Here is a 22,674-nt window from a genome sequence, read left to right as displayed (position 1 = left end):
GCGTCGTACTGCGGGTGGAGGCCCGGGTGCTGCAAGTACCTCCCGGGATGCACGGGAGGCCGGCCCCAACCGGGACCGGCCTCCTGAACGCGGGGCGGATTAGTCCTGCAGGTCCACTTCGCGTGCCACGGTTGCGCCGATGGCTTCGCGGACGGTTTCGAGAACGTCCTGCGGCACGGAGGAATCCACCGTGAGCAGGGACAGGGCCTGGCCGCCCTCGGAGTTCCGGGCCACCTGCATGCCAGCAATGTTGATCTCCGCTTCGCCGAGGATGCGGCCCAGGGCGCCGATGACGCCGGGACGGTCCTGGTAGAGCAGTACCAGCAGGTGCTCGCTGATCGGGATTTCAAGGTCATAGCCGTTGACGCCCACGAGCTTCTGGATCTGCTTCGGTCCGGTCAGCGTGCCGGCAACCTCCAGCTGGGTACCGTCGGAGAGCGCACCGCGGATGGTCAGCAGGTTCCGGTAGTCATCAACGTCGGGCGTGGTGATGAGGCGGACGGCGATGCCGCGCTGCTCTGCCAGCACCGGAGCGTTCACGTAGGAAACCTGCTCGGACACGATGTCCGTGAAGATGCCCTTCAGCGCTGCGAGTTCCAGTGCCTTCACGTCCAGGGACGCAATTTCACCGGCCACCTCAATGTCGATGGCGGTCATCGAGTCGTGGGCCAGCGCGGTGAAGATGCGGCCCAGCTTCTCGATCAGCGGGATGCCCGGGCGGACATCCTCGGCGATGACGCCGCCGGCAACGTTAACGGCGTCGGGCACCAGTTCACCGGCCAGCGCCAGGCGCACGGACTTGGCCACCGAGATGCCGGCCTTTTCCTGTGCTTCGTCGGTGGATGCACCGAGGTGCGGTGTGACGATGACGTTGTCCAGTGCCATGAACGGCAGGTCCGTGCTGGGTTCCTTGACGAACACGTCGACGCCGGCGCCGGCGATCTTGCCTTCGGTCAGGGCGGTGTACAGCGCGTCCTCATCCACGAGGCCGCCGCGGGCCACGTTCACCACGTACGCGGTGTCCTTCATCTTCTCGAACGCCTCAGCACCGAGCATGCCCAGGGTTTCCGGGGTCTTGGGCATGTGGATGGTGACGAAGTCCGACTGCTCCAGCAGCTCATCCAGGGTGACGAGCTTGACGTTCAGCTGGGCAGCGCGGGCGGAGGTGATGTACGGGTCGTACGCCAGGACCTCGGTGCCGAAGCCCTGCACGCGGGCTGCCACCAGGGCGCCGATGCGGCCAAGGCCGATGATGCCGACCTTCTTCTCGAAGAGCTCGGTACCGGTGTACTTGGAGCGCTTCCATTCCCCGCCCTTCAGGGCGTTCGATGCCTGCGGGATGTGCCGGGCCAGGGAGAGAATGTGGCCCACGGTCAGCTCGGCGGCGGAAATGATGTTCGACGTCGGTGCGTTGACCACCATCACGCCGGCCTGGGTGGCTGAACGGATGTCCACGTTGTCCAGGCCCACGCCGGCACGGGCGATGACCTTCAGGTTCTTGGCAGCCGCGATGGCTTCGGCATCCACCTGGGTGGCGGAGCGCACCAGGATCGCGTCGACATCCGCGATGGCGGAAAGCAGCTGGGAACGGTCCGCGCCGTCGGTCTGGCGGATCTCGAAATCGGGGCCGAGGGCCTCAACCGTGGCGGGCGAGAGTTCCTCCGCGAGGAGTACTACTGGTTTGGTGGCAGTCACCGATGACCTCTTTAGCTGTGTGTCGATGTGGTTTTGGGTATTTCACGCCGAAGGCCGGACCCCATGCAGGGCCCGGCCTCCTTACCGAAACGGCTTGCTTTTCAAGCGTAGCGCCGCGGTTACGGACACGGGCAATCCGTGTCTTTGTTACCGGCGGAATTAGCGCGCGACGGAACCTTCGGTGTAATCGTCGTCGGACTTGATCCAGGAGAAGAGCTTGCGCAGTTCACGGCCGGTCCCCTCGATCGAGTGGTCCTCGCCCTTCTGGCGCAGTTCCTTGAACTCCGGGGCTCCGGCGTCCTGGTCATCGATGAAGCGCTTGGCGAAGGCACCGTTCTGGATGTCGGCGAGGACAGCCTTCATGTTTTCCTTCACCTCGGGGGTGATAACGCGCGGACCGGAGACGTAGTCGCCGTACTCAGCAGTGTCGGAAACACTCCAGCGCTGCTTGGCAATGCCGCCTTCAACCATGAGGTCAACAATGAGCTTCAGCTCGTGCAGGACCTCGAAGTAGGCAACCTCCGGCTTGTAGCCGGCTTCGGTGAGGGTCTCGAAGCCGTACTGGATCAGCTGCGAAGCGCCGCCGCAGAGGACAGCCTGCTCGCCGAACAGGTCGGTTTCGGTCTCTTCGGTGAAGGTGGTCTCGATGACGCCTGCACGGGTTCCGCCGATGGCCTTGGCGTAGGAAAGTGCCAGGTCCTTGGCCTTGCCCGAAGCGTCCTGCTCGACGGCGATGAGGTCGGGGACACCGCGGCCGGCTTCGAATTCGCGGCGGACAATGTGGCCCGGGCCCTTCGGAGCAACCAGTGCGACGTCGACGTCGGCCGGCGGCTGGATGTAGCCGTAACGGATGTTGAAGCCGTGGCCGAAGAACAGCGCGTCGCCGGACTTCAGGTTCGGGGCAATATCCTCTGCGTAGACGAAGCGCTGGACCTGGTCCGGCGTGAGGACCATGATCAGGTCGGCCTCGGCAACGGCGTCGGCAACGTTGAGGACGCGCAGGCCCTCGGCTTCTGCCTTGGCGCGGGACTTGGAGCCTTCCTTCAGGCCAACGCGGACATCAACACCGGAATCGCGCAGGCTCAGGGCGTGTGCGTGGCCCTGGCTGCCGTAGCCGATGACGGCGACTTTGCGTCCCTGGATGATGGACAGGTCTGCGTCGTCGTCGTAATACATGTCAGTCACTTCAATATCTCCTGTTTGGTCTTGGATAAAGGTTTTGAGGGGAACTAGGCGCTGCGCAGCGCGCGGTCGGACATCGACTTCGCACCGCGGCCGACGGCCAGGGTTCCGGATTGAACTATTTCGCGGATGCCAAAGGGCTCCAGCACTGAGAGCAGTGCATTGAGCTTATCGGCGGTGCCAGTGGCTTCAACGATCAGGGAGTCTGTAGACACATCTACCACTGAAGCACGGAACAGCTCGGCCGCCTGGGTTACCTGCAGCCGGGTTGCGGCATCCGCGCGAACCTTGACCAAGATGTGGTCTCGTTGCACGGAAGACTCGGGAACAAGTTCGACAATCTTGATGACGTTGACGAGCTTGTTCAGTTGCTTGGTGACCTGCTCCAGCAGGTCACCTTCGGCCTCGACCACCACGGTGATGCGGGAAAGACCCGCAACCTCCGACGGGCCGACGGCCAAAGAATTGATGTTGAACGCCCGGCGGGCGAACAGGGACGCGACCCGGGTCAGGACACCGGGAACGTCTTCTACGAGCACTGAAAGGGTGTGGCGTGCCATGTTCCCTAGTCCTCCTCTTCCCAGGTGGGTGTCATGTTGCGGGCAATCTGGATGAGGTCATTGCTGACCCCGGACGGGACCATGGGCCAGACCATCGAGTCGCGGCTGACCACGAAGTCGATGACCACCGGGCGGTCGTTGATGGACAGCGCCTTTTCGATGGTGGCGTCGATGTCCTCTTCGCGTTCGCAGCGCAGGCCCACGCAGCCGTAGGCATCGGCGAGCTTCACGAAGTCCGGAACACGCACGGTGTCATGGCCGGTGTTCAGGTCCGTGTTTGAATACCGGGACTCGTAGAACAGGGTCTGCCACTGCCGGACCATGCCCAGTGAGGAATTGTTGATGATGGCAACCTTGATCGGGATGTTATTGATCAGGCAGGTGGCCAGTTCCTGGTTGGTCATCTGGAAGCAGCCGTCGCCGTCGATCGCCCAGACCACGCGGTCCGGGTTTCCGACCTTGGCGCCCATGGCTGCCGGAACGGAGTAGCCCATGGTGCCCAGGCCGCCGGAGTTCAGCCATGCCCTGGGACGCTCATAGTTGATGAACTGGGCAGACCACATCTGGTGCTGTCCCACGCCCGCCACGTAGACGCCTTCGGGACCGGTGAGTTCACCAATCCGCTTGATCACCTGCTGCGGGGCAACATGGCCGTCTTCGGGTTCGGTCCAGCCGGTGGGGTAGGTTTCCTTCAGCCGGTTGAGTACCGACCACCAGGCCCCGAGCTCCGGGGTGCCGGTGGACTCGAACTGGCTGCGGACAGCTTCGGTGAGTTCAGGAATGATTTCCTTCACCGATCCGACGATCGGCACGTCCGCCGTGCGGTTCTTGGAGATCTCCGCCGGATCGATGTCCGCGTGGATGACTTTGGCGCCGGGGGCGAAGGAGGACAGCACGCCGGTGACGCGGTCATCGAAGCGTGCGCCCAGGGTGATCAGCAGGTCCGACTGCTGCAGTGCCGTGACCGCGGAAACGGAACCGTGCATGCCGGGCATGCCCATGTGCTGGGCGTGGGAGTCGGGGAACACACCGCGCGCCATCAGCGTGGTGACCACGGGGGCACCAACCGCCTCTGCCAGTTCCAGCAGTTCCGCGGAAGCGTCTGCCTTCAGCACACCGCCGCCGACGTAGAACACCGGGCGCTGCGAAGCTGCGATCAGCCGCGCAGCCTCGCGCACCTGTTTGGAGTGTCCGCGCACCACTGTGCGGTAGCCGGGGAGGTCGATCTTCGGCGGCCAGGAGAAAGTGGTCTTGCCCTGCTGTGCGTCCTTGGTGATATCCACCAGCACAGGACCGGGACGGCCGCTGGTGGCAATGTGGAACGCCTCGGCGAGGATCCTGGGGATCTCGTCGGCATTGGTCACGAGGAACGAGTGCTTGGTGATCGGCATGGTGATGCCGACGATGTCCGCTTCCTGGAACGCGTCGGAACCAATGACGGAGCTGTTGACCTGTCCGGTGATGGCAACCATGGGAACGGAGTCCATGTGGGCGTCGGCAATGGCGGTCACCAGGTTGGTGGCACCGGGGCCCGACGTCGCAATGCAGACGCCTGCACGGCCGGTAACCATCGCGTAGCCTTCGGCTGCGTGGCCGGCGCCCTGTTCGTGGCGGACCAGGATGTGCCGCAGCTTGGTGGAGTCCATCAGCGGGTCGTAGGTCGGCAGGATCGCGCCGCCGGGCAGACCGAAGACGTCTTCGACTCCAAGTTCTTCCAGCGCACGGACGATGGCCTGCGAACCGGTCATCTCAGTTGGCGGTACTACGTTGTTGGGGCCCTGGACGCGGGTGTCCATGGCTTCAGCCGGGTTGACAGAAAAAGCTGCATCTTTGCTCTTGGTCTGCACGGACCGTGCAGGGCCAGTCTTGTGTGCCATCAGCGACGGGCTGATTGGCGATCCCTTACTCATCGGAAACTTCCTTTGCGGATACATATCCATTTAGTTCTGATGCGGCGTACCGCCCGGAGGGTAAGCCCGGTGCGGTCTCTGTGCTTTCTGAAGCCAATAAAAAAACCCCTCGTGCCTGTTGGCTCCGTAGGGGTCCGCGCGTGACGTCTCTTTCAAGTCGGGCTGTTACGCCACGCGCTTGCTAAGGACGACGGTTACGATCTGCATAGAGATCAGTGTTCCCCTCCTCCGGTTACGGTGTCAACCAGAGGGTGATGCGTCTCATTATATGGACTTTCCAGTCCGCTGTGTGGACACCCAGATGTTGCGCTGCGTGCAGGGAGCATTAGCCCCTACCTTCCAGGGCAGACACCTCCAACTCGAAGACGCGGGTGCCGGAGGTGGTGTAAACCCTGACCACCCGAGGCGGCAGGGCTTAATAAGGTTGAAACCCTTTAGGGGCCCCAGCCGCAAGGCGCTCAGCGCCTTGCGGCTGGGGAAGGGTTTCAACCGCAGTAAGCGCCGGTGGAAGCCGAGTTGACCATCTTGGCGTACTTGGACAGGACGCCCTTGGTGAACTTGGCGGGCAGCGGCTCCCAGCCAACCTTGCGGGCTTCGAGCTCTTCGGGCTCCACCAGCAGGTCGAAGGTGCGGGCTGCGATGTCCACGCGGATCCGGTCGCCGTCGTTGACGAAGGCGATGGGGCCGCCGTCGACCGCTTCGGGTGCAACGTGGCCGATGCACAGGCCGGTGGTGCCGCCGGAGAACCGTCCGTCGGTCAGCAGGAGCACGTCCTTGCCCAGGCCTGCGCCCTTGATAGCACCGGTGATGGCGAGCATCTCGCGCATACCCGGGCCGCCCTTGGGGCCTTCGTAACGGATGACGACGACGTCGCCGGCGTGGATCTCTCCGGCGTCGAGTGCATCGAGTGCACCCTGCTCACGCTCGAAGACACGGGCAGTGCCCTCGAAGACATCGGCGTCGAACCCTGCGGACTTCACAACGGCACCTTCAGGAGCCATCGATCCCTTGAGGATGGTGATACCGCCGGTCTTGTGGATCGGGTTGTCCAGTGCGCGCAGCACCTTGCCGTCAGGATCCGGGGGGTTAATCGCTTCGAGGTTTTCAGCGACGGTCTTGCCCGTGACGGTGAGGCAGTCGCCGTGCAGCAGCCCGGCGTCCAGCAAGGCACGCATGATGACCGGGACGCCGCCGATCTTGTCGACGTCGAACATCACGTAGCGGCCGAACGGCTTCAGGTCGCCCAGGTGCGGGATCTTGTCGCCGATGCGGTTGAAGTCTTCCAGCGTGAGGTCGACTTCGGCTTCGCGTGCGATTGCCAGCAGGTGCAGGACGGCGTTGGTGGAGCCGCCGAAGGCCATGGTCACGGCGATGGCGTTCTCAAACGCCTTCTTGGTCATGATGTCGCGGGCAGTGATGCCCTTGCGCAGCAGGTTCACCACGGCTTCGCCGGACTTGCGGGCGAACTCGTCGCGGCGGCGGTCAGCCGAGGGCGGAGCCGCGGAACCCGGCAGGGACATACCGAGTGCCTCACCAATGCAGGCCATCGTGTTGGCGGTGTACATGCCGCCGCAGGCACCTTCACCCGGGCAGATGGCACGTTCGATGGTGTCCAGGTCCTTGAGGCTCATTTTCCCGGCAGCGCAGGCACCGACCGCTTCGAAGGCATCAATCAGGGTGACTTCGCGTTCGGTGCCGTCTTCCATCTTGGCGAAGCCGGGCATGATCGAACCGGCGTAGAGGAAAACGCTGGAGAGATCCAGGCGCGCCGCAGCCATGAGCATGCCGGGCAGCGACTTGTCGCAGCCGGCGAGCAGGACGGAGCCGTCAAGGCGCTCGGCCATCATGACGGTTTCCACCGAGTCGGCAATGACTTCGCGGGACACCAGGGAGAAGTGCATGCCTTCGTGGCCCATCGAAATACCGTCGGAAACGGAAATGGTGCCGAACTGCATCGGGAACCCTCCGCCGGCGTGGACGCCTTCCTTGGCGCCCTGGGCCAGACGGTTCAGGGAGAGGTTGCAGGGGGTAATTTCGTTCCAGGAACTGGCAATGCCGATCTGGGGCTTGGCGAAATCGTCATCGCCCATGCCGACCGCACGGAACATACCGCGCGCGGGCGCCGCATGGATCCCGTCGGTTACGACTCGGCTGCGGGGTTTGATGTCAGGGGTGCTCTCCGTGGTCATAGCAAAATCCTATTCCTTCTCCGCCCCGGCCCGGACATCCGGCTGCGGCGGCCGCGGCTTGTTACGCCCTGGTTACGAGGGCAGCACAGCTTGATGAACTTTCCCGCCGGGCCCGGGGCCCTTCCACGGATGGGGGTATCAGTCCATAGACTGGGGACCATGAGCACGGAAACCGGGCCGCCAGACGGCCAGTCCACGTCCAGTGACTCCCTCAAGTCTTCGCTTCGCCGGGTTTTCGATTCGCAGATCCCCAATTACGGCGACTACAACCTGGTCTGTGCCACACCGCTGGCCGACTCGGCCGGGTACTACGTGCTGGGCTACCGCTGGAGTCCGCCGGAACTCATATTCGCCCCCTTCGCCGCGGACTCAATGGTGAGCCTCGAGGCACCCACCGCGGTCAACACCACGAATTTGTCCCACACTGACGAGGTCTCCCCCGGAAGCTACGAGGTCGGTACCAGCACGGGCCGGATCTTCAGGTTCGGTGTTGAGCCCTCACCTGAACTGCCCCCGGTTTCCGGCGGCCAGCGCCGTGTGCTGGTCCAGCACGGAGACCGGGAGGACTTCCGGCTGTTCCTGGAGACTTTCCTGGAGCTGGCCTAGTCCGCGTCCCGGGACTGTTTCCACGGACCGGCCTGCACCAGGTTCACCGGTTCCCGGCCGTCCGCCAGCCGCTGCACCTGCCGGCGCAGGAAACCCTGGATCCGTGGGGTGAAGGCTCCTGAGTTGCCGCCGTTGTGCGGTGTGATGATGGCGTTCGTGCAGTTCCAGAGCGGATGATCCGCGGGAAGGGGTTCGGGGTCCACCACATCCAGGGCTGCCCGCAGCCGCCCGGATGTGACCTCTTTGGTCAGCGCAGCGGTATCCACAACAGGTCCCCGGGCGACATTGACCACCAGCGCCCCGTCCGGCAGTGCCGCCAGCACCTTGGCATCAATGAGGTGCCTGGTCTTCTCGTTCAGCGGTGTAATGACCACCAGCACTTCAGCTTCCGCGGCAAGCACCGGGAGTTCGGCTACGCCGTGGACATGGCCTGCGTCGTCGTCACGTGCCGTGCTTCCCACCCTGGTGAGCTCCACCTCGAACGGCTCAAGGCGGGCCGCTATTTCCTGTCCGATCCCGCCCACGCCAACCAGCAGCACCCTGCGGTCAGCAAGGCCCGGATAACGCTGCGGATTCCAGTTGGCCCGCAGCTGGTCCCGCACCGCGGCATCGATGCCGCGCAGCGATGCCAGGATCAGGCCGAGTGCAAGTTCCGCTGTCGCGGCAGCGTGGACTCCGGCAGCACTGGCGACGGCGGTGGACTCCCCCGCCAGCTCGGGAAGGCCGTCATATCCCGTGGTCTGGGCCTGGAGCAGCTTGAGGTTCGGGACGCGGACAAGGCTCTCCTGCCAGACCTTGCCTCCGGTATAGGGAGCTACCACCGCATCGATGTCCGCATACTCGATCCCGTCCGGATCGCCGTCGAAATCCCAGACCGCGGCGCTGATTCCGGCGGGAAGCGGCTGGAGCGCCTCGTAGAGTTCGGCGGTGGGCACGGTGATGGTGCGGATTTTCTGCGGCTCTGGTGACATGCCCAAAGCCTAGCGGTGCGGCCGGCGGCTCCGGCAAACGAAAACGCCCCGGTCCGGAAGACCAGGGCGTTTTACTTATGTGCGCGAGGAGGGACTTGAACCCACACGTCCGAAGACACTGGAACCTAAATCCAGCGCGTCTGCCAATTCCGCCACTCGCGCGCGGCCGGCAGGCCGGTTACCCGGCCAAAGCCAGCCTTTAGTGTACCTGACACTTAGTCGAGACCGAGATCACGCCGCAGTTTGGCAACATGTCCGGTCGCCTTGACGTTGTACTGTGCGAGGGAAACTTTGCCCTCGGGATCAACGACGATGGTGGAGCGAATGAGGCCTTCGTAGACCTTGCCGTAGTTCTTTTTCTCTCCCCAGGCACCGTATGCCTCAGCGACTGCGTGGTCCGGGTCGGAGAGAAGCGGGAAGTTCAGGGCCTCGTCCGCAGCGAACTTGGCGAGCTTCTCCACCTTGTCCGGCGAAACGCCAAGCACGGAGTAGCCGGAGGCGGCCAGCGAATTCAGGTTGTCACGGAAGTCGCAGGCTTCCTTAGTGCAGCCCGGAGTTGCTGCGGCCGGGTAAAAGTAAACAATTACGCTGCGTCCGCGCAGGTCTGCGAGAGACACAACTGAGGAGTCCGAGGCGGTCAGGGTGAAATCAGGCGCCGGGTCACCGCTGGTGAGTTTCGACATAAAAGACGGGGCTCCTTAGGGATCGATTGAGCAAAGGCTGTGTCGCAGGACGACAGCAGGCTTGCGGTTGGTTATCCTAGACACTGGATTTGTAGGCTATCCGATCAGGCCGCGTGAATCCGCACTCGAAAGGAAGAGTTCAGTTTTATGCCGGATATGGAGCATTGGCCCACCGGTCGCCTCTTATCAACAGCCGCCCGCCTGGTTGAGCATGCCTGGAACGAGCGACTTGTCCGTATAGGAGTGACCCACGCGGGCGTTATCGCCCTGGGAGTCCTGGATTCCCAGGGTCCCATGACACAGGCGCATCTCGCGCAGCTGGTCCGCGTTCAAGCACAAACCATGGGTAAGACCCTGGCCAGGCTGGAAGCACACGGGCACGTTACCCGTGTACGGAATGACCTGGATAAGCGCAGCCACATGGTGTCCATTACTCCGGCGGGCATTGAAGCCCTGCATGAGGCCCAGGATATTGAGCGAACGCTGCTCGATGGCGGAGAGCTCCTTTCGGAAGACCTGCGCAGCCAGCTGCGCACCGTCATCAGGGAACTCGGCAATCCGCGCTGGCACATGGCGGTTGATGTTCCGGGTCTCCCGGTCCCGCTGGATGCACCTCTGGACATACCGGCTGACACCGCTTCCCAGACTGCCTAGCAGCGAAGCGGACGTTTAGTTTTCCCTTGAAGGGCGTACCTGCGGGTGCGCCCTTCAAGTGTTTAATACTGCCCCGCAGCACCTGCCGGCATTATGGTTGAGCCACGAACCGGATCGACGCTGCGGGAGGATCCACAATGACTGCGCAACCCGGCCGGGACACCTCCGGCAGCGAGGCCGCGGAGTCCCTGGAAGAGGCGGCGGACAATACCGGGCTGGATGTTATGGCCCGCACCGGTTTCGCGGTCATGGCACTGCTGCACATTCTCATCGGCGCCATCGCAGTCAGCGTGGCCTTCGGCGGATACGGCGAAGCCGAAACCAGCGGCGCGATCGGGCCACTGGCACGGTCGGAACCGTTTGGTCCGGCACTGATGTGGGCTGGATGTGCCTTCTGCTCCTCGCTGGCACTGTGGCAGCTGGCTGAGGCGACTGTCCGTGCCCGGCACAAACCTGGAAAGGAGCGCGTGTCCAAGGGCATCTCTTCCGGTTCGCTCTTCTTCATCTACGGCAGCGTGGCACTCACGTTTGCTGCCTTCGCCAGCGGCCGCGGGAAGGACTCCGGGGACCGCACTGCTGATTTCAGTGCCGCCGTACTGGACTCCCCCGCCGGCGCCCCGGCACTTGGATGCGTGGGTGCACTGGTACTGGGCATCGGAGCGTACTTCGTTTTTAAAGGCTCAGCGCGGCGCTTCCGTCCCGAACTGAGGTACTTCGAGGACACCCGCCGAGGCCATTTGCTCAATGCACTGGGGGTAGCAGGCCATGTTGCCAAGGGAATCGCACTGGTACTGGTTGGATCGCTGTTCATCACCGCAGCCGTCAACCACCGGGCGGACGAGTCGACGGGACTGGACGGCAGCCTGCAGTCCCTGCTCCAGTACCCGCTGGGGGCACCGCTGATCCTGGCGATCGCCGTCGGGCTTATCTGCTACGGCATTTTCGCCCTGGCACGGGCCCGCTGGGGCAGGATGTAGCGCAGGGAAAGCCGGATGCCCACACTAGGCGACCGGCACTTCCACCCACTCCGGGCCGCCGTCCCACCGGACGTGCATGCTGGCCGGCGGGGAGTAACCGCCGTGGTGGTGCAGGTGGAACTCGACGCCTTCCTCCGGAACCAGGGTCATACCCGCCGGAAGATCCTGGGAAGTAGCGCCGGTCCGGGCCAGGTCCACCATGACGTGCTGAAGTTCCCTGCCGCTGGTGTTGCGGAGTACGTAGGTGTCTTTGGCCGGGCTTTCAATGCGGACTTCACTGCTCATGAGTGCGCTCCCATAGTCGCCGGAACCCTCAGCGCCGCACCGTGGATGTGCTGTTCAAACCCGGGTATGCCGGCACTGGAAGGCTTACCGCGGAAGTCTACGCGGGGTCTCCGGGGCGGCGATAGACCGCTTCGGGCTGCATGCGGCAGCGGCGGGACTGTGCAGGCCGTGCAGAGGCAATGAAAAAGCCCCGTCCCGGTCTGGCCGCAGCCTCCCCGGAACGGGGCTCCCTCGTATCTGTGCACCCCCCGGGACTTGAACCCGGAACCCATTGATTAAGAGTCAATTGCTCTGCCAATTGAGCTAGAGGTGCTGGCAGTCTGTGCAGTTTTCCCGCCGTTTTTCTCCGGCGTTTCGATCTGCAACGACAAGTTACTCTACCAGCTTTTTCGCGTGCACACGAACCGCTCGCACTGCCCCGGTGCGCAGCAAAAAGCCCGCTGCACCAGAATCCTGGTACAGCGGGCTTTGACTGTGCACCCCCCGGGACTTGAACCCGGAACCCATTGATTAAGAGTCAATTGCTCTGCCAATTGAGCTAGAGGTGCTGGCAGCTGCTGTGCTCACCGTGCTGGAAAACCAGCACTTTGCGCTCGGCAACGACATGAAACTCTACCAGCACTTTTCCGCGGGGAGAAATCGAACCGGCATTTTGAGAGCTGATTCACATCGCAGGACGTCCGGGCCCGCGTCCTCTCTCCCATGGCAGCACTACCCGCTCACCGGGAAGTCCCTGCCATTCGGGTCCGTTATGGACAATCCAGGTGCGGCCCGGAGTACCTGTCGCGGCGTCCAGGGAGCTGATTTCCAGGGTTCCCGCATCAAAACTCCCCGGCATTCCCTGCTTCCAGCCGGGCATGTCCGCTTCCTTGCGTGCGGTCACGGCCTCAGGGTCCGGCCCGGACCCGTGATCTGGGCGAAAGCGGCCGGCGCGGACCAGCACGGGGTTCCTGCGCAGTCTTTGCACCACCGCACCGGCTGCCGCTGCGGTGAGCCCAAGGGCGGCCCCCGCTGCCAGTGCAGTAAGCGCCGGGCGTCCGTTATCTGCCGAAGAAGTACCCACCATTCGACGCTAAGGCCGGCCCCGGGCCCTGTCCACGGGATGCGGCAAAAGACTGCGCCGGTGTGTAACCGAATTGTGACCGCGCCGCACATGCTTAGCGTCCCAAAGCACTCCGTCTCTGCGGTTAGGCTCTGGGATTACATATGTGTGTTCCACAGCACATCCCGCTCTGGCCGACCGGCAGGAGCGGACCTCACCGCCCAGAGGAGATAGAACAATGACCCTTGCTGGCAGATTCACTCTCAGCCGGCAGACCCGGCGACGGGCTGCCGCCCTAACCGCCGGGCTGGCCATGAGCGCCCTGGTGCTCTCCGGCTGCGCCGAAAGCAACCGGGATGCCGCAGACGACGGCGCCACCGCCTCCGAGGTTGACGGCACGTTCGTCTTTGCAGCCTCCTCGGATCCCAAGACCCTGGACCCGGCATTCGCCTCCGACGGCGAATCCTTCCGCGTCAGCCGACAGATCTTCGAAGGCCTTGTGGGCGTGGAACCGGGCACCGCCGATCCTGCCCCTCTTCTGGCCAAGTCCTGGGAAACGTCCGAGGACGCCCTGACCTACACCTTCGATCTCGAAGAAGGGGTTACCTTCCACGACGGGACCCCGTTCAACGCCGAAGCGGTCTGCGCGAACTTCGACCGGTGGTACAACTTCACCGGCATCCAGCAGGCCGAAAGCCTGGCCTACTACTACAGCAAGCTGTTCAAGGGCTTCGCTGACAGCCCCGAGACCGCCACCTACGAGTCGTGTGAGGCGCCGGCCGAGAACCAGGCCGTCATCACCCTGGCCAAGCCTTTCGCAGGGTTCATTGCAGCTCTCTCGCTCCCCGCCTTCTCCATGCAGAGCCCGACGGCGATGGAAGAGTACGCAGCCGATGAAGCCTCCGGCACTGCGGAAGCCCCCACGCTGACGACCTACGCCAAGGAACACCCCACCGGCACCGGTCCCTTCAAGTTCGAAGGCTGGGAAGTCGGCAACCAGATCACCCTGTCCGCCTACGAGGATTACTGGGGCGACCAGGGACAGGTCACGGACATCATCTTCCGCGTGATCGACGACCCCAACTCCCGCCGCCAGTCCCTGCAGTCCGGTGACATTGACGGTTACGACCTGGTGGCTCCGGCCGATACCCAGGCGCTGGCAGACGCCGGATTCAAGGTCATTCCGCGTGACCCCTTCACCATCCTTTACCTGGGCATGAACCAGAAGGTCGAGCAGCTCGCCGATCCGCTGGTCCGCCAGGCAATCGCACACGCGATCGACAAGGAAGCACTGGTCAACCAGACCCTTCCCGAAGGCACCAAGGTTGCAACGCAGTTCATTCCCGACGTCGTCAACGGCTACAACGAAGACGTCACCACGTACGAGTACGACCCGGAGAAGGCAAAGGAAATGCTGGCCGAGGCCGGCTACCCGGACGGCTTTACCGTGGACTTCAACTACCCGACGGGTGTTTCCCGCCCGTACATGCCGACTCCTGAGCAGGTCTTCTCCAACATCTCCGCACAGCTGGAGGAAGTCGGCATCAAGGTCAACCCGCAGCCGAGCAAGTGGTCCCCGGACTACCTTGACCGCGTGCAGGCCACCGAAGACCACGGCATCCACCTGCTGGGCTGGACCGGTGACTACAACGACACGGATAACTTCGTAGGCGTGTTCTTCGGCCAGGAGAAGCCCGAGTTCGGCTTCACCAACGCGGAGATCTTCGACCAGCTCGAGGCAGCCCGCCAGGTGAGCAGCCTGGAGGAGCAGACTCCGATGTACGAGAAGATCAACGACGACATCGCCAAGTTCGTCCCGGCCGTCCCGCTGGCGCACCCGGCGCCGTCGCTCGCATTCTCGGAGCGGGTGGATTCATACCCGGCCTCCCCCGTGAACGACGAAGTGTTCAACCAGATCAAGCTCAACAAGTAGCGGCGAAACGGACCGGGATCCAGCTTGCGCTGGGTCCCGGTCCGTTCTGTCCTTACCTTTTCAGCAGCCGCACAACCGGCTGAGAAAGGACACTCGTGCTGCGAGTTATAGGCAAGCGCCTGTTAATGCTGATCCCGACCCTGATCGGCTTGTCCATCCTTCTTTTCATTTGGGTCCGCAGCCTTCCCGGCGGCCCAGCAACCGCCCTCCTGGGAGACAAGGCCACACCTGAGGCCATCGCCCGGATCAATGAGGCCTACGGCTTCGACCGGCCGCTCATCGAGCAGTACTTCACCTACGTCGGCAAGCTCCTCCAGGGCGACTTCGGTACGTCCACAGTGACCGGCCGGCCCGTCCTCGAAGAGTTCGCCACCCGTTTCCCGGCCACCCTGGAACTCGCCGCCGTCGCGCTCATCTTCGCGATCGGCATCGGCATCCCCCTGGGCTACCTGGCAGCCAGGCACTACGGCCGTTTCTGGGACCACTCTTCCGTGGTGCTCTCGCTGATTGGCATCACCGTGCCGGTCTTCTTCCTGGCCTTCATCCTCAAATGGCTCCTGGCCATCCAGATTCCCCTCTTCCCCACGGACGGCCGGCAGGATCCGAGGATCAACGCCACGCACGTGACGGACTTCTACGTCCTGGACGGGTTGTTAACCCGGGAATGGGACGCGTCCTGGGACGCCCTGATGCACCTGATACTGCCCGGCATCGCGCTGGGCACCATTCCGCTGGCGATTATCGTGCGCATTACGCGTGCCTCGGTCCTTGAAGTCCAGGGTGCAGACTACGTCCGCACTGCCCGGGCCAAAGGCCTGATGGAACGGACCATCCGCAACCGGTTCGTGCTGCGCAACGCCATGCTTCCCGTTACGACGACGATCGGCCTGCAGACCGGGCTGCTCATCTCCGGAGCGGTGCTGACGGAAACAGTCTTCGCATTCAGCGGGGTTGGCAGATTCCTGCGGGATGCCATCTTCAACCTCGACTACCCCGTGCTGCAGGGCTTCATCATTTTCATCGCCGTAGCGTATTCACTGATCAACCTGCTGGTTGACGTGTCCTACGGCTTCATCGACCCGAGGGTGAGGGTGCAATGAGTACAGTTCTTCCCCCTCCTTCCGGCGGGGCAGTCCGACCGGACGAGCCTTCAGCGCCGGACACACGCGGGAGCGGAATGTGGCAGGACGCCTTCCGGCGGCTGCGCCGCAACCCCGCGGCAATCGCGGGCGCAGTCATCGTGGGCCTGTTCATCCTGGTCGCTGTCTTCGCGCCGATCCTTGCTCCCTACGGCGGTGAGGAACTGCCCGGGCGTACCCAAATCACGCCGACGTCGATTCCCGGTCCGGGCGAGGTTGAGGGTTTCCCCCTGGGCCTCGACCGGTTCGGCGGAGACGTCCTCTCCAAGCTCATCTGGGGAGCACGCGCGTCCCTCCTGATCGGTGTCATCTCCACGGCGCTCGGCCTGCTGGGCGGCATGCTGCTCGGTGTGATCGCCGGCGGGTTCGGCGGCTGGGTGGACAACGTCATTATGCGTTTCGTGGACATCCTGCTTTCGGTGCCCAACCTGCTGCTGGCCGTGAGCATCGCTGCAGTACTGGGACAGACACCCTCCGCGGTCATGATTGCCATCGGTGTATCGCAGGTGCCGATCTTCGCCCGGCTGCTGCGTTCCTCCATGATCAGCCAGCGCGGAGCAGACTACGTCCTGTCCGCGCAGGCACTGGGGCTGAGCACCCGGACCATCACCATGAGCCATCTGCTGCCCAACAGCGTTGGCCCCGTGATTGTCCAGGCCACCCTCACCCTGGCTACGGCAGTGATCGACGCCGCGGCCCTGTCCTTCCTGGGGCTCGGCGGCGGACGTCCGGAGAGCGCCGAATGGGGCCGGATGCTGACCTACGCGCAGAACGAACTGGCGGTGGCCCCGCAGCTGGCGTTCCTGCCGGGCATCTGCATTGCCATTACGGCTCTTGGATTCACCCTGCTGGGCGAGTCCCTGCGTGAGGCGCTGGATCCCAAGACCAGGCGCAAGTAGCCGGCGGTTCCGCTAAAAAGGGTCCGCTTTCCCTCCCGGGAAAGCGGACCCTTTGCCGTTCCGGCCGGGATCCGGGAGCACGGCTCCCCTGCCGGAGCACGCGACTCTAGCCGGGCTCAGGGTGAAGCGACCGATCCGCTTCGGTTTCGACCCATCGGGTGAAGGTGACAGTGAGGCCATCCCGCGTGGGCGAAGCGCAAAACGGACCGGCCTGGGCGCGGGCGGTCTTACTCAGGGGTGCGACGCGGATGAGGCGAAAAGGTTCATCGCCGGCGCGGGCTCTGATCGTGACAGCGTCACCGGCCCTGCTCAGCCTCACTGTGATCTCCTGGCCGGTCCACTCCGGAACAGGTGCCACCGACCAGTCCGAGACTTCATGTGTCACAACGGCACCAACCTGCGGAATCCCGTCGGAGACCTCTACCCCGGCCTTGACCCACACCGGCTCCGAGACGTGAAGGAAGATTCCCGCCTGGTCGAACTGCTCCGAGTAGTCCAGGAGAAACGAGACTTCCACTGCACCCTCAGCGCCGAGCGGGGCAAGGAGGGCATGTGCACTGTCATGGACAAACCCATAAGAGGTGTGCCTCCACGCATCACTTTGCCCGGCCGCGGTCACCTGCAGACAGTTCCCGTCATCCACGACCCGGACCGGCGGGTTACGCCACGTCCCCCGGTCCCAGGCAATCCGGCCTTCTTCGATCTTTGTCATCACGCTCAATCTCCCGTGCGGCTACCGGCCACAGCCCTCCTGGTGCGCAGGTCTAGGACGCCAGTTCGCCTTCAATATTCAGTTCGTTGCCCGGGATCGAAGCCAGCAGCTTGCGGGTGTAGGGATGGCGCGGGTTCTGGAACACTTCCTCCGAGGTTGCTGCCTCCACCAGTTCCCCGTCCTTCATCACGCACACGTAGTCCGAGATCAGCCGGACGACGGCGAGGTCGTGGCTGATAAAGAGGTAGCTCAGGCCAAGATCGCGCTGAAGATCACCGAGGAGCTTCAGGATCTGCGCCTGGACCAGCACATCGAGAGCGGACACGGGTTCGTCACAGACAATGAGCTCCGGATTCAGCGCCAGCGCACGCGCAATCGCTACGCGCTGCCGCTGCCCGCCGGATAGCTCTGCCGGATACCGGCGCAGCATGGAGGCCGGCAGGGCAACCTGTTCCATAAGCTCGCGGACGCGGGCCGCCCGTTCCCGGCGGTCACCGCGTTTGTAGGTCTTCAGCGGCTCGTCGAGGATCCGTTCGATGGTGAACATCGGATCCAGCGATGAATACGGGTCCTGGAAAATCGGCTGGACCCGCTGGCGGAAGTCGGTCAGCTGGCCCTTTGCCAGCGAGGCAATGTCCACGCCGTCGAAGGTCATGGAACCACTGGTCGGTTCGATGAGCTTGAGCAGCATTCGGGCGGTAGTGGTCTTGCCTGACCCGGACTCCCCCACGATCGCCACGGTCCGGCCGCGGGGAATCTCCAGGCTAACGTTCCGTACAGCGTGGAAGTCTCCCGATTTGCCGCGGATCTTGAACACCTTATTAAGGTCACGGATCTCAACGATGTTGTCCGGCGCAGCCCCCTCTCCGGCATCGGGACCGCTGGCCGGTTCAGCGGCCGGGGCAGCAGGCTCCGTGGCGTTGCCGTCCACGAGGGTCAGGCGCTCGGCAGCGGGAGCCGCGAAAGCCCCCGGGCTGAGCCGGACAGCAGCGACGCTGGGTGCGGCGCTGACAAGGGACTTTGTGTAGGGGTGCTGGGGATCTTCGAGCAGCTGGCGGGCCGGACCGGTCTCAACCACTTCGCCGCGGTGCATCACCACCAGGTCGGATGCACGCTCAGCGGCAAGCCCAAGGTCGTGGGTGATCAGCAGCACGGACGTTCCCAGTTCCTCCGTCATCCGGCCGATCTGGTCCAGGATGGTGCGCTGCACCGTGACGTCCAGTGCGCTGGTGGGCTCATCCGCGATCAGCAGACGGGGCCGGCAGGCCAGGCCAATGGCAATCAGTGCACGCTGGCGCATACCCCCGGAGAACTCATGCGGATACTGCTTGGCGCGCTCAGCGGCGTCGGGAAGTCCGGCGGCGGTAAGCACCTCCACCACTTTCCGGTCAACGTCCTTGGATGTAGCCATGCCGTGCACCAGCAGGGTTTCGGCAACCTGGGTGCCGATCTTTGTCACCGGATTCAGGTTGGACATCGGGTCCTGCGGCACCAGCCCGATCGAACGGCCCCGGATAGCCCGCATCTTGGATTCGGGCAGCCCCACCAGTTCCTGGCCGTCGAAGCGGATACTTCCCGCCGAGACCTTTCCATTGCCGGGCAGCAGCCCGATCACCGCCATTGCGGTGGTGGACTTACCGGAACCGGATTCGCCAACGATCGCCAGGGTTTTCCCGGCACCGAGGCTGAATCCGGCCTTGCGCACGGCCTGCACGGGGCCTTCCATGGTCTGGAAGCCGACGGCGAGATCGGTCACTTCGAGCAGCGGAGATTCAGGGCTGGTTTCAGTCATTTCCATATCCTGCCTTACCAAAGCCCTGTTGTGAGGCAACTCTCACCCGCCTTTACCGCTTTTTAATCATTTAGACTAAGAAATCCACCGCCCAGGCCGGGACGGTGCGTGTCTCAAGGAGAACCCAGCAGCTGTGACCAAATCCGCCACGCGGCGCTCCGTGATCAAAGCTTCCGCCATCGCCGCCGCGCTCGCCCTGACCGGGTGCACCGCTGCGCGGCCGGAAGAAGAGTCCCCCAGCGTTTCACCGTCACCCGCCGAAACCGGCGGCCCTTCTGCAGCATTCGCCTTCGCCACCGCCGCGCGGCCCTCCGGCCTGGATCCGTTCCTGGCCGTCGACACCGAATCCCACCGTGTGACGAGACAGGTGCTGGAAACCCTGGTCGGCGTCGATCCCCTGACATCCGCCCCCGTGCCTGCACTGGCCGAGGAATGGTCGGAATCTGAGGACGGCCGGACCTACGAGTTCGTCCTGCGCCGCGGCGTCACCTTCCATGACGGGGAACCCTTCAACGCCGAAGCGGTCTGCGCCAACTTTGACCGCTGGTACAACCTGCCCGAATCAGCACGCGGACATGAAGTCCTGATGTTCGGTTCAGTGTTCAGGGGATTCGCTGACACGCCGGATCTCTCAGCGTTCAAGTCCTGCTCCCCCGCCGGGGAGTACACGGTGAAACTGGAACTCAACACCCGCCTTCCCGGACTGGTTCCGGCCCTGGCATCACCCGAATTCGCGATTTCCTCGCCCCGTGCCCTGTCAGAGGGCCGCGCCGACGAACTGGACCAGGAACTAAACGGCACACGGCTCTCCGCCTATGCCCGGCACCCCGTCGGAACCGGACCGTTTATGTTCTCGAGCTGGGTTGAGGACGAACTGGCACTGGTTTCCTACCCCGGGTACTGGGGCGACCGCGGCCAGATCCAGGACCTGGTCTTCCGGACCATCACCAGCCCGGAGTCCAGGCTGCGGGCACTGAAGAACGGCGACGTCGACGGCTATGACCTGGTGACGGTCTCCGACGTGGGTGAGCTCGCGCGGGCAGGAATGCAGATCCTGCAGCGGGATCCCTACTCGATCCTGTATCTGGGCATCAACCAGAACTTCCCCGGCATGGACGAGCCCAAGATGCGCCAGGCCATTGCCCACGCGATCGACAAGCCTGCCCTGCTTGAAGGCATTTTCCTGAACGGATCCAAGTCAGCGAACCAGTTCCTTCCGGAGAAGCTCGGCCTGCGGTCCGACAACGTCACGAACTACGGCCACAATCCTGAGCGTGCGCAGGAACTGCTCAAGGAAGCAGGCTACGCCGGGGAAGAACTGCCGTTCTACTATCCCCGCCGGGTTACCCGTGCCTACCTGCCGAATCCGGAAAAGGTATATGCCGAGCTGAGCAGGCAGCTCACCGCCGCCGGGTTCAACATCCGTCCCGTACCCATGGAGTGGTCCGAGGGCTACATTGAAGCGGTTTCCAAGAACGGGGACCGTGCACTGCACCTTTCCGGGCTGTCCGGAAGCTATATGGACGCGGACAACTTTGTGGGCAGCCTGTTCGGGTCCTATATCGAGGAATTCGGGTACGACGACGCGCAGCTCTTCACGAAGGTCGACCGCGCCAGGACCCTGGCCGACTCCGAGGAAAGGGCGGAGGCATACCGTTCGATATCGGACCGGATCTCCACCCGCGTTCCGGCCGTCCCCCTGGCGTTCCCCATCTCAACCCTGACTGTCTCGCCCCGCGTAGCGCAGTACCCCACCTCGCCTCTCTTGAACGAGGTCTTCAACAACATCCGTCTTGCGGACTAGCGTGTAGTTGTCTGCCTCGCCGGTCCCGCAAACGGACCCGGCAATTTTAGTAAGCACCACTGTGAGAGATAGGCTTCTAAGGCTAGCGTCCACGCGACTGGAGATATGAAGTTGACTGCTGATAGCCCGGCGGAGAAGTCCGCAAACAGAACTGATGTACTGCTGATCGGCGGCGGCATCATGAGCGCAACCCTTGGTGCGTTCCTGAAGCAGCTGGCTCCGGACTGGGACATTTCCCTTTTCGAGCGGATGGACCGGGCAGGAACCGAAAGTTCCGATCCGTGGAACAACGCTGGCACCGGCCACGCCGCCCTGTGCGAACTTAACTACAGCCCGGCAGGACCTGACGGAACCGTTGATCCGGCCAAGGCCATTGGCATCAACGAGCAGTTCCAGGTTTCCCGGCAGTTCTGGGCCCACATGGTGGGTCAGGGCGACATCTCCGGAAACTTCATCAACCCCCTCCCCCACATGAGCTTCGTCTGGGGCGACGCGCATTCGGAGTACCTGCGCAAGCGCTGGGAGTCACTGAGCGCCCAGCCGCTGTTCAAGTCCATGGAGTTCTCCGAGGACCACAGCAAGATCGCAGAGTGGGCCCCGCTGCTGATGCAGGGCCGCGACTCAGGCCAGCGTGTGGCTGCATCCCGTGTTGCCGGCGGCACGGACGTCGACTTCGGTGCCCTCACCCGGGAGCTGGTCAACTACCTTGGGGCCAACGGCGCGGACCTCAACTTCGGCCACGAAGTCACCAACCTCACCCGGAATTCAAACGGCGGATGGGACGTCACCGTCCGCAACCGTGCCACCAAGACCACGCGCACCGTCTCGGCCCGCTTCGTCTTCATCGGCGGCGGCGGCGGCGCACTGCACCTGCTGCAGCGCTCCGGCATCCCCGAGGGCAAGGGCTTCGGCGGCTTCCCGGTCTCCGGCCAGTTCCTGCGCTCCACCGACGAGTCGATCATTTCCGCCCACAATGCGAAGGTCTACGGGCAGGCTTCGGTCGGCGCACCGCCCATGTCCGTTCCCCACCTGGACACCCGTTTTGTGGACGGCAAGAAGTCCCTGCTGTTCGGACCGTACGGCGGTTTCTCTCCCAAGTTCCTCAAGAACGGTTCCTTCACGGACCTCCCGTTCTCGGTGCGCCCGCACAACCTCCTTCCCATGCTGGCCGTGGCCAAGGACAACATGTCCCTGGTGAAGTACCTGGTCACCGAGGTCCTGAAGTCCCGCGAGGGCAAGACCAAGGCCCTGCGCGAGTTCTACCCCGAAGCCATCACTGAGGGCTGGGACCTGATCACTGCGGGCCAGCGCGTCCAGGTCATCAAGAAGGACCCGAAGAGCGGCGGCGTGCTGCAGTTCGGCACCGAGCTGATCACTTCTGCCGACGGCACCGTGGGAGCCCTGCTGGGCGCTTCCCCCGGAGCTTCCACCGCACCTCCCATCATGATCAACCTGATGAAGCGCTGCTTCCCGGCCGAGTTCCCGGCCTGGGAAGCCAAGATCAAGGAAATGATCCCGGGCTACGGCGTCAAGCTCAACGAAAACGAGTCCCTGGCCGATGAGATCCTGGCCGAGACGAACCGCGTACTGAAACTTGGCTAAACCGCCCGCGCATGCAGGAGTGCCCCGGACCGCATAAGC

At 63.7% G+C, this 22,674-nt stretch carries 19 protein-coding genes and 3 tRNA genes; 8 read left to right on the top strand and 14 right to left on the bottom strand.

Annotated elements, in window-relative coordinates:
• Positions 1-99: 99 nt before the first annotated feature.
• From serA to ilvD, 5 genes are all read right to left on the bottom strand, one after another.
• Positions 100-1,695, bottom strand: coding sequence for a phosphoglycerate dehydrogenase (serA, locus tag AO716_RS04385; protein WP_055239690.1), 1,596 nt, complete (start codon positions 1,693-1,695; stop codon positions 100-102).
• A gap of 159 nt (positions 1,696-1,854) precedes the next feature.
• Entirely contained in the window at positions 1,855-2,880 is a 1,026-nt protein-coding gene (ilvC, locus tag AO716_RS04380; RefSeq protein ID WP_055239689.1) for a ketol-acid reductoisomerase, read from the bottom strand.
• A 44-nt stretch (positions 2,881-2,924) separates the two neighbouring features.
• Entirely contained in the window at positions 2,925-3,437 is a 513-nt protein-coding gene (ilvN, locus tag AO716_RS04375; protein WP_055239688.1) for an acetolactate synthase small subunit, read from the bottom strand.
• Positions 3,438-3,442: 5 nt separating this feature from the next.
• On the bottom strand, positions 3,443-5,347 hold the full coding sequence (locus tag AO716_RS04370) for an acetolactate synthase large subunit (RefSeq protein WP_055239687.1): 1,905 nt from the start codon (positions 5,345-5,347) through the stop codon (positions 3,443-3,445).
• 485 nt (positions 5,348-5,832) lie between these two features.
• On the bottom strand, positions 5,833-7,536 hold the full coding sequence (gene ilvD / locus AO716_RS04365; RefSeq protein ID WP_055239686.1) for a dihydroxy-acid dehydratase: 1,704 nt from the start codon (positions 7,534-7,536) through the stop codon (positions 5,833-5,835).
• Positions 7,537-7,695: 159 nt separating this feature from the next.
• On the opposite strand from ilvD, the gene AO716_RS04360 reads away from it, so the two are divergent.
• On the top strand, positions 7,696-8,142 hold the full coding sequence (locus AO716_RS04360; protein ID WP_055239685.1) for a hypothetical protein: 447 nt from the start codon (positions 7,696-7,698) through the stop codon (positions 8,140-8,142).
• Here AO716_RS04360 and AO716_RS04355 read toward each other — a convergent pair.
• The 3 genes from AO716_RS04355 to bcp form a co-directional block, all read right to left on the bottom strand.
• Positions 8,139-9,113 carry a 2-hydroxyacid dehydrogenase gene (locus AO716_RS04355; RefSeq protein ID WP_055239684.1) on the bottom strand — a complete coding sequence of 325 codons (975 nt, stop codon included), beginning with the start codon at positions 9,111-9,113 and terminating at the stop codon, positions 8,139-8,141. The genes AO716_RS04360 and AO716_RS04355 overlap by 4 nt on opposite strands.
• Before the next feature lie 80 nt (positions 9,114-9,193).
• A tRNA-Leu gene (locus tag AO716_RS04350) sits at positions 9,194-9,275 on the bottom strand.
• Between the two features lie 53 nt (positions 9,276-9,328).
• The gene (bcp, locus tag AO716_RS04345) at positions 9,329-9,796 is read right to left on the bottom strand and encodes a thioredoxin-dependent thiol peroxidase (RefSeq protein WP_055239683.1); all 468 of its coding nucleotides are present in this window, start codon (positions 9,794-9,796) and stop codon (positions 9,329-9,331) included.
• 147 nt (positions 9,797-9,943) lie between these two features.
• Between bcp and AO716_RS04340 the strand changes: the two genes are divergently transcribed.
• Complete coding sequence (locus AO716_RS04340) at positions 9,944-10,450, top strand: MarR family winged helix-turn-helix transcriptional regulator (protein ID WP_055239682.1); 507 nt, start codon at positions 9,944-9,946, stop codon at positions 10,448-10,450.
• 137 nt (positions 10,451-10,587) lie between these two features.
• Positions 10,588-11,427 carry a DUF1206 domain-containing protein gene (locus tag AO716_RS04335; RefSeq protein WP_055239681.1) on the top strand — a complete coding sequence of 280 codons (840 nt, stop codon included), beginning with the start codon at positions 10,588-10,590 and terminating at the stop codon, positions 11,425-11,427.
• A 24-nt stretch (positions 11,428-11,451) separates the two neighbouring features.
• Here the strand turns inward: AO716_RS04335 and AO716_RS04330 are convergent, their stop codons facing one another.
• From AO716_RS04330 to AO716_RS04315, 4 genes are all read right to left on the bottom strand, one after another.
• A complete protein-coding gene (locus AO716_RS04330) occupies positions 11,452-11,712 on the bottom strand; it encodes a hypothetical protein (RefSeq protein WP_055239680.1) in 261 nt (86 codons plus the stop codon).
• A 240-nt stretch (positions 11,713-11,952) separates the two neighbouring features.
• Positions 11,953-12,025 (bottom strand) — tRNA-Lys (locus AO716_RS04325).
• Between the two features lie 162 nt (positions 12,026-12,187).
• A tRNA-Lys gene (locus AO716_RS04320) sits at positions 12,188-12,260 on the bottom strand.
• A gap of 116 nt (positions 12,261-12,376) precedes the next feature.
• Positions 12,377-12,775 carry a hypothetical protein gene (locus tag AO716_RS04315; protein WP_152969845.1) on the bottom strand — a complete coding sequence of 133 codons (399 nt, stop codon included), beginning with the start codon at positions 12,773-12,775 and terminating at the stop codon, positions 12,377-12,379.
• Between the two features lie 217 nt (positions 12,776-12,992).
• Between AO716_RS04315 and AO716_RS04310 the strand changes: the two genes are divergently transcribed.
• The 3 genes from AO716_RS04310 to AO716_RS04300 all read left to right on the top strand — a co-directional run bounded on the left by AO716_RS04310 (position 12,993) and on the right by AO716_RS04300 (position 16,725).
• Positions 12,993-14,687: an ABC transporter substrate-binding protein gene (locus AO716_RS04310; protein ID WP_082413296.1), complete on the top strand. Its 1,695-nt coding sequence runs from the start codon at positions 12,993-12,995 to the stop codon at positions 14,685-14,687.
• Between the two features lie 95 nt (positions 14,688-14,782).
• Positions 14,783-15,787: an ABC transporter permease gene (locus AO716_RS04305; protein ID WP_055239678.1), complete on the top strand. Its 1,005-nt coding sequence runs from the start codon at positions 14,783-14,785 to the stop codon at positions 15,785-15,787.
• Entirely contained in the window at positions 15,784-16,725 is a 942-nt protein-coding gene (locus tag AO716_RS04300) for an ABC transporter permease (RefSeq protein WP_055239677.1), read from the top strand. Before AO716_RS04305 ends, AO716_RS04300 begins: the two co-directional genes overlap by 4 nt.
• A gap of 106 nt (positions 16,726-16,831) precedes the next feature.
• Here the strand turns inward: AO716_RS04300 and AO716_RS04295 are convergent, their stop codons facing one another.
• The gene (locus tag AO716_RS04295) at positions 16,832-17,437 is read right to left on the bottom strand and encodes a DUF1349 domain-containing protein (protein ID WP_055239676.1); all 606 of its coding nucleotides are present in this window, start codon (positions 17,435-17,437) and stop codon (positions 16,832-16,834) included.
• A gap of 52 nt (positions 17,438-17,489) precedes the next feature.
• Positions 17,490-19,229: a dipeptide ABC transporter ATP-binding protein gene (locus AO716_RS04290; protein WP_055239675.1), complete on the bottom strand. Its 1,740-nt coding sequence runs from the start codon at positions 19,227-19,229 to the stop codon at positions 17,490-17,492.
• A gap of 133 nt (positions 19,230-19,362) precedes the next feature.
• Here AO716_RS04290 and AO716_RS04285 point away from each other — a divergent pair, with 133 nt between their 5' ends.
• Together AO716_RS04285 and AO716_RS04280 are read left to right on the top strand one after the other, a co-directional pair.
• On the top strand, positions 19,363-21,033 hold the full coding sequence (locus AO716_RS04285; protein WP_152969844.1) for an ABC transporter substrate-binding protein: 1,671 nt from the start codon (positions 19,363-19,365) through the stop codon (positions 21,031-21,033).
• A gap of 111 nt (positions 21,034-21,144) precedes the next feature.
• The gene (locus AO716_RS04280; RefSeq protein WP_235471988.1) at positions 21,145-22,635 is read left to right on the top strand and encodes a malate:quinone oxidoreductase; all 1,491 of its coding nucleotides are present in this window, start codon (positions 21,145-21,147) and stop codon (positions 22,633-22,635) included.
• The last annotated feature ends 39 nt before the right edge of the window (positions 22,636-22,674 follow it).

Origin of the sequence: Arthrobacter sp. Edens01, assembly GCF_001307035.1 — a bacterium.
GTDB lineage: Bacteria > Actinomycetota > Actinomycetes > Actinomycetales > Micrococcaceae > Arthrobacter_B.
Note: the sequence above shows the minus strand (reverse complement) of the source record. Positions and strands in the feature narration are given on the sequence as shown.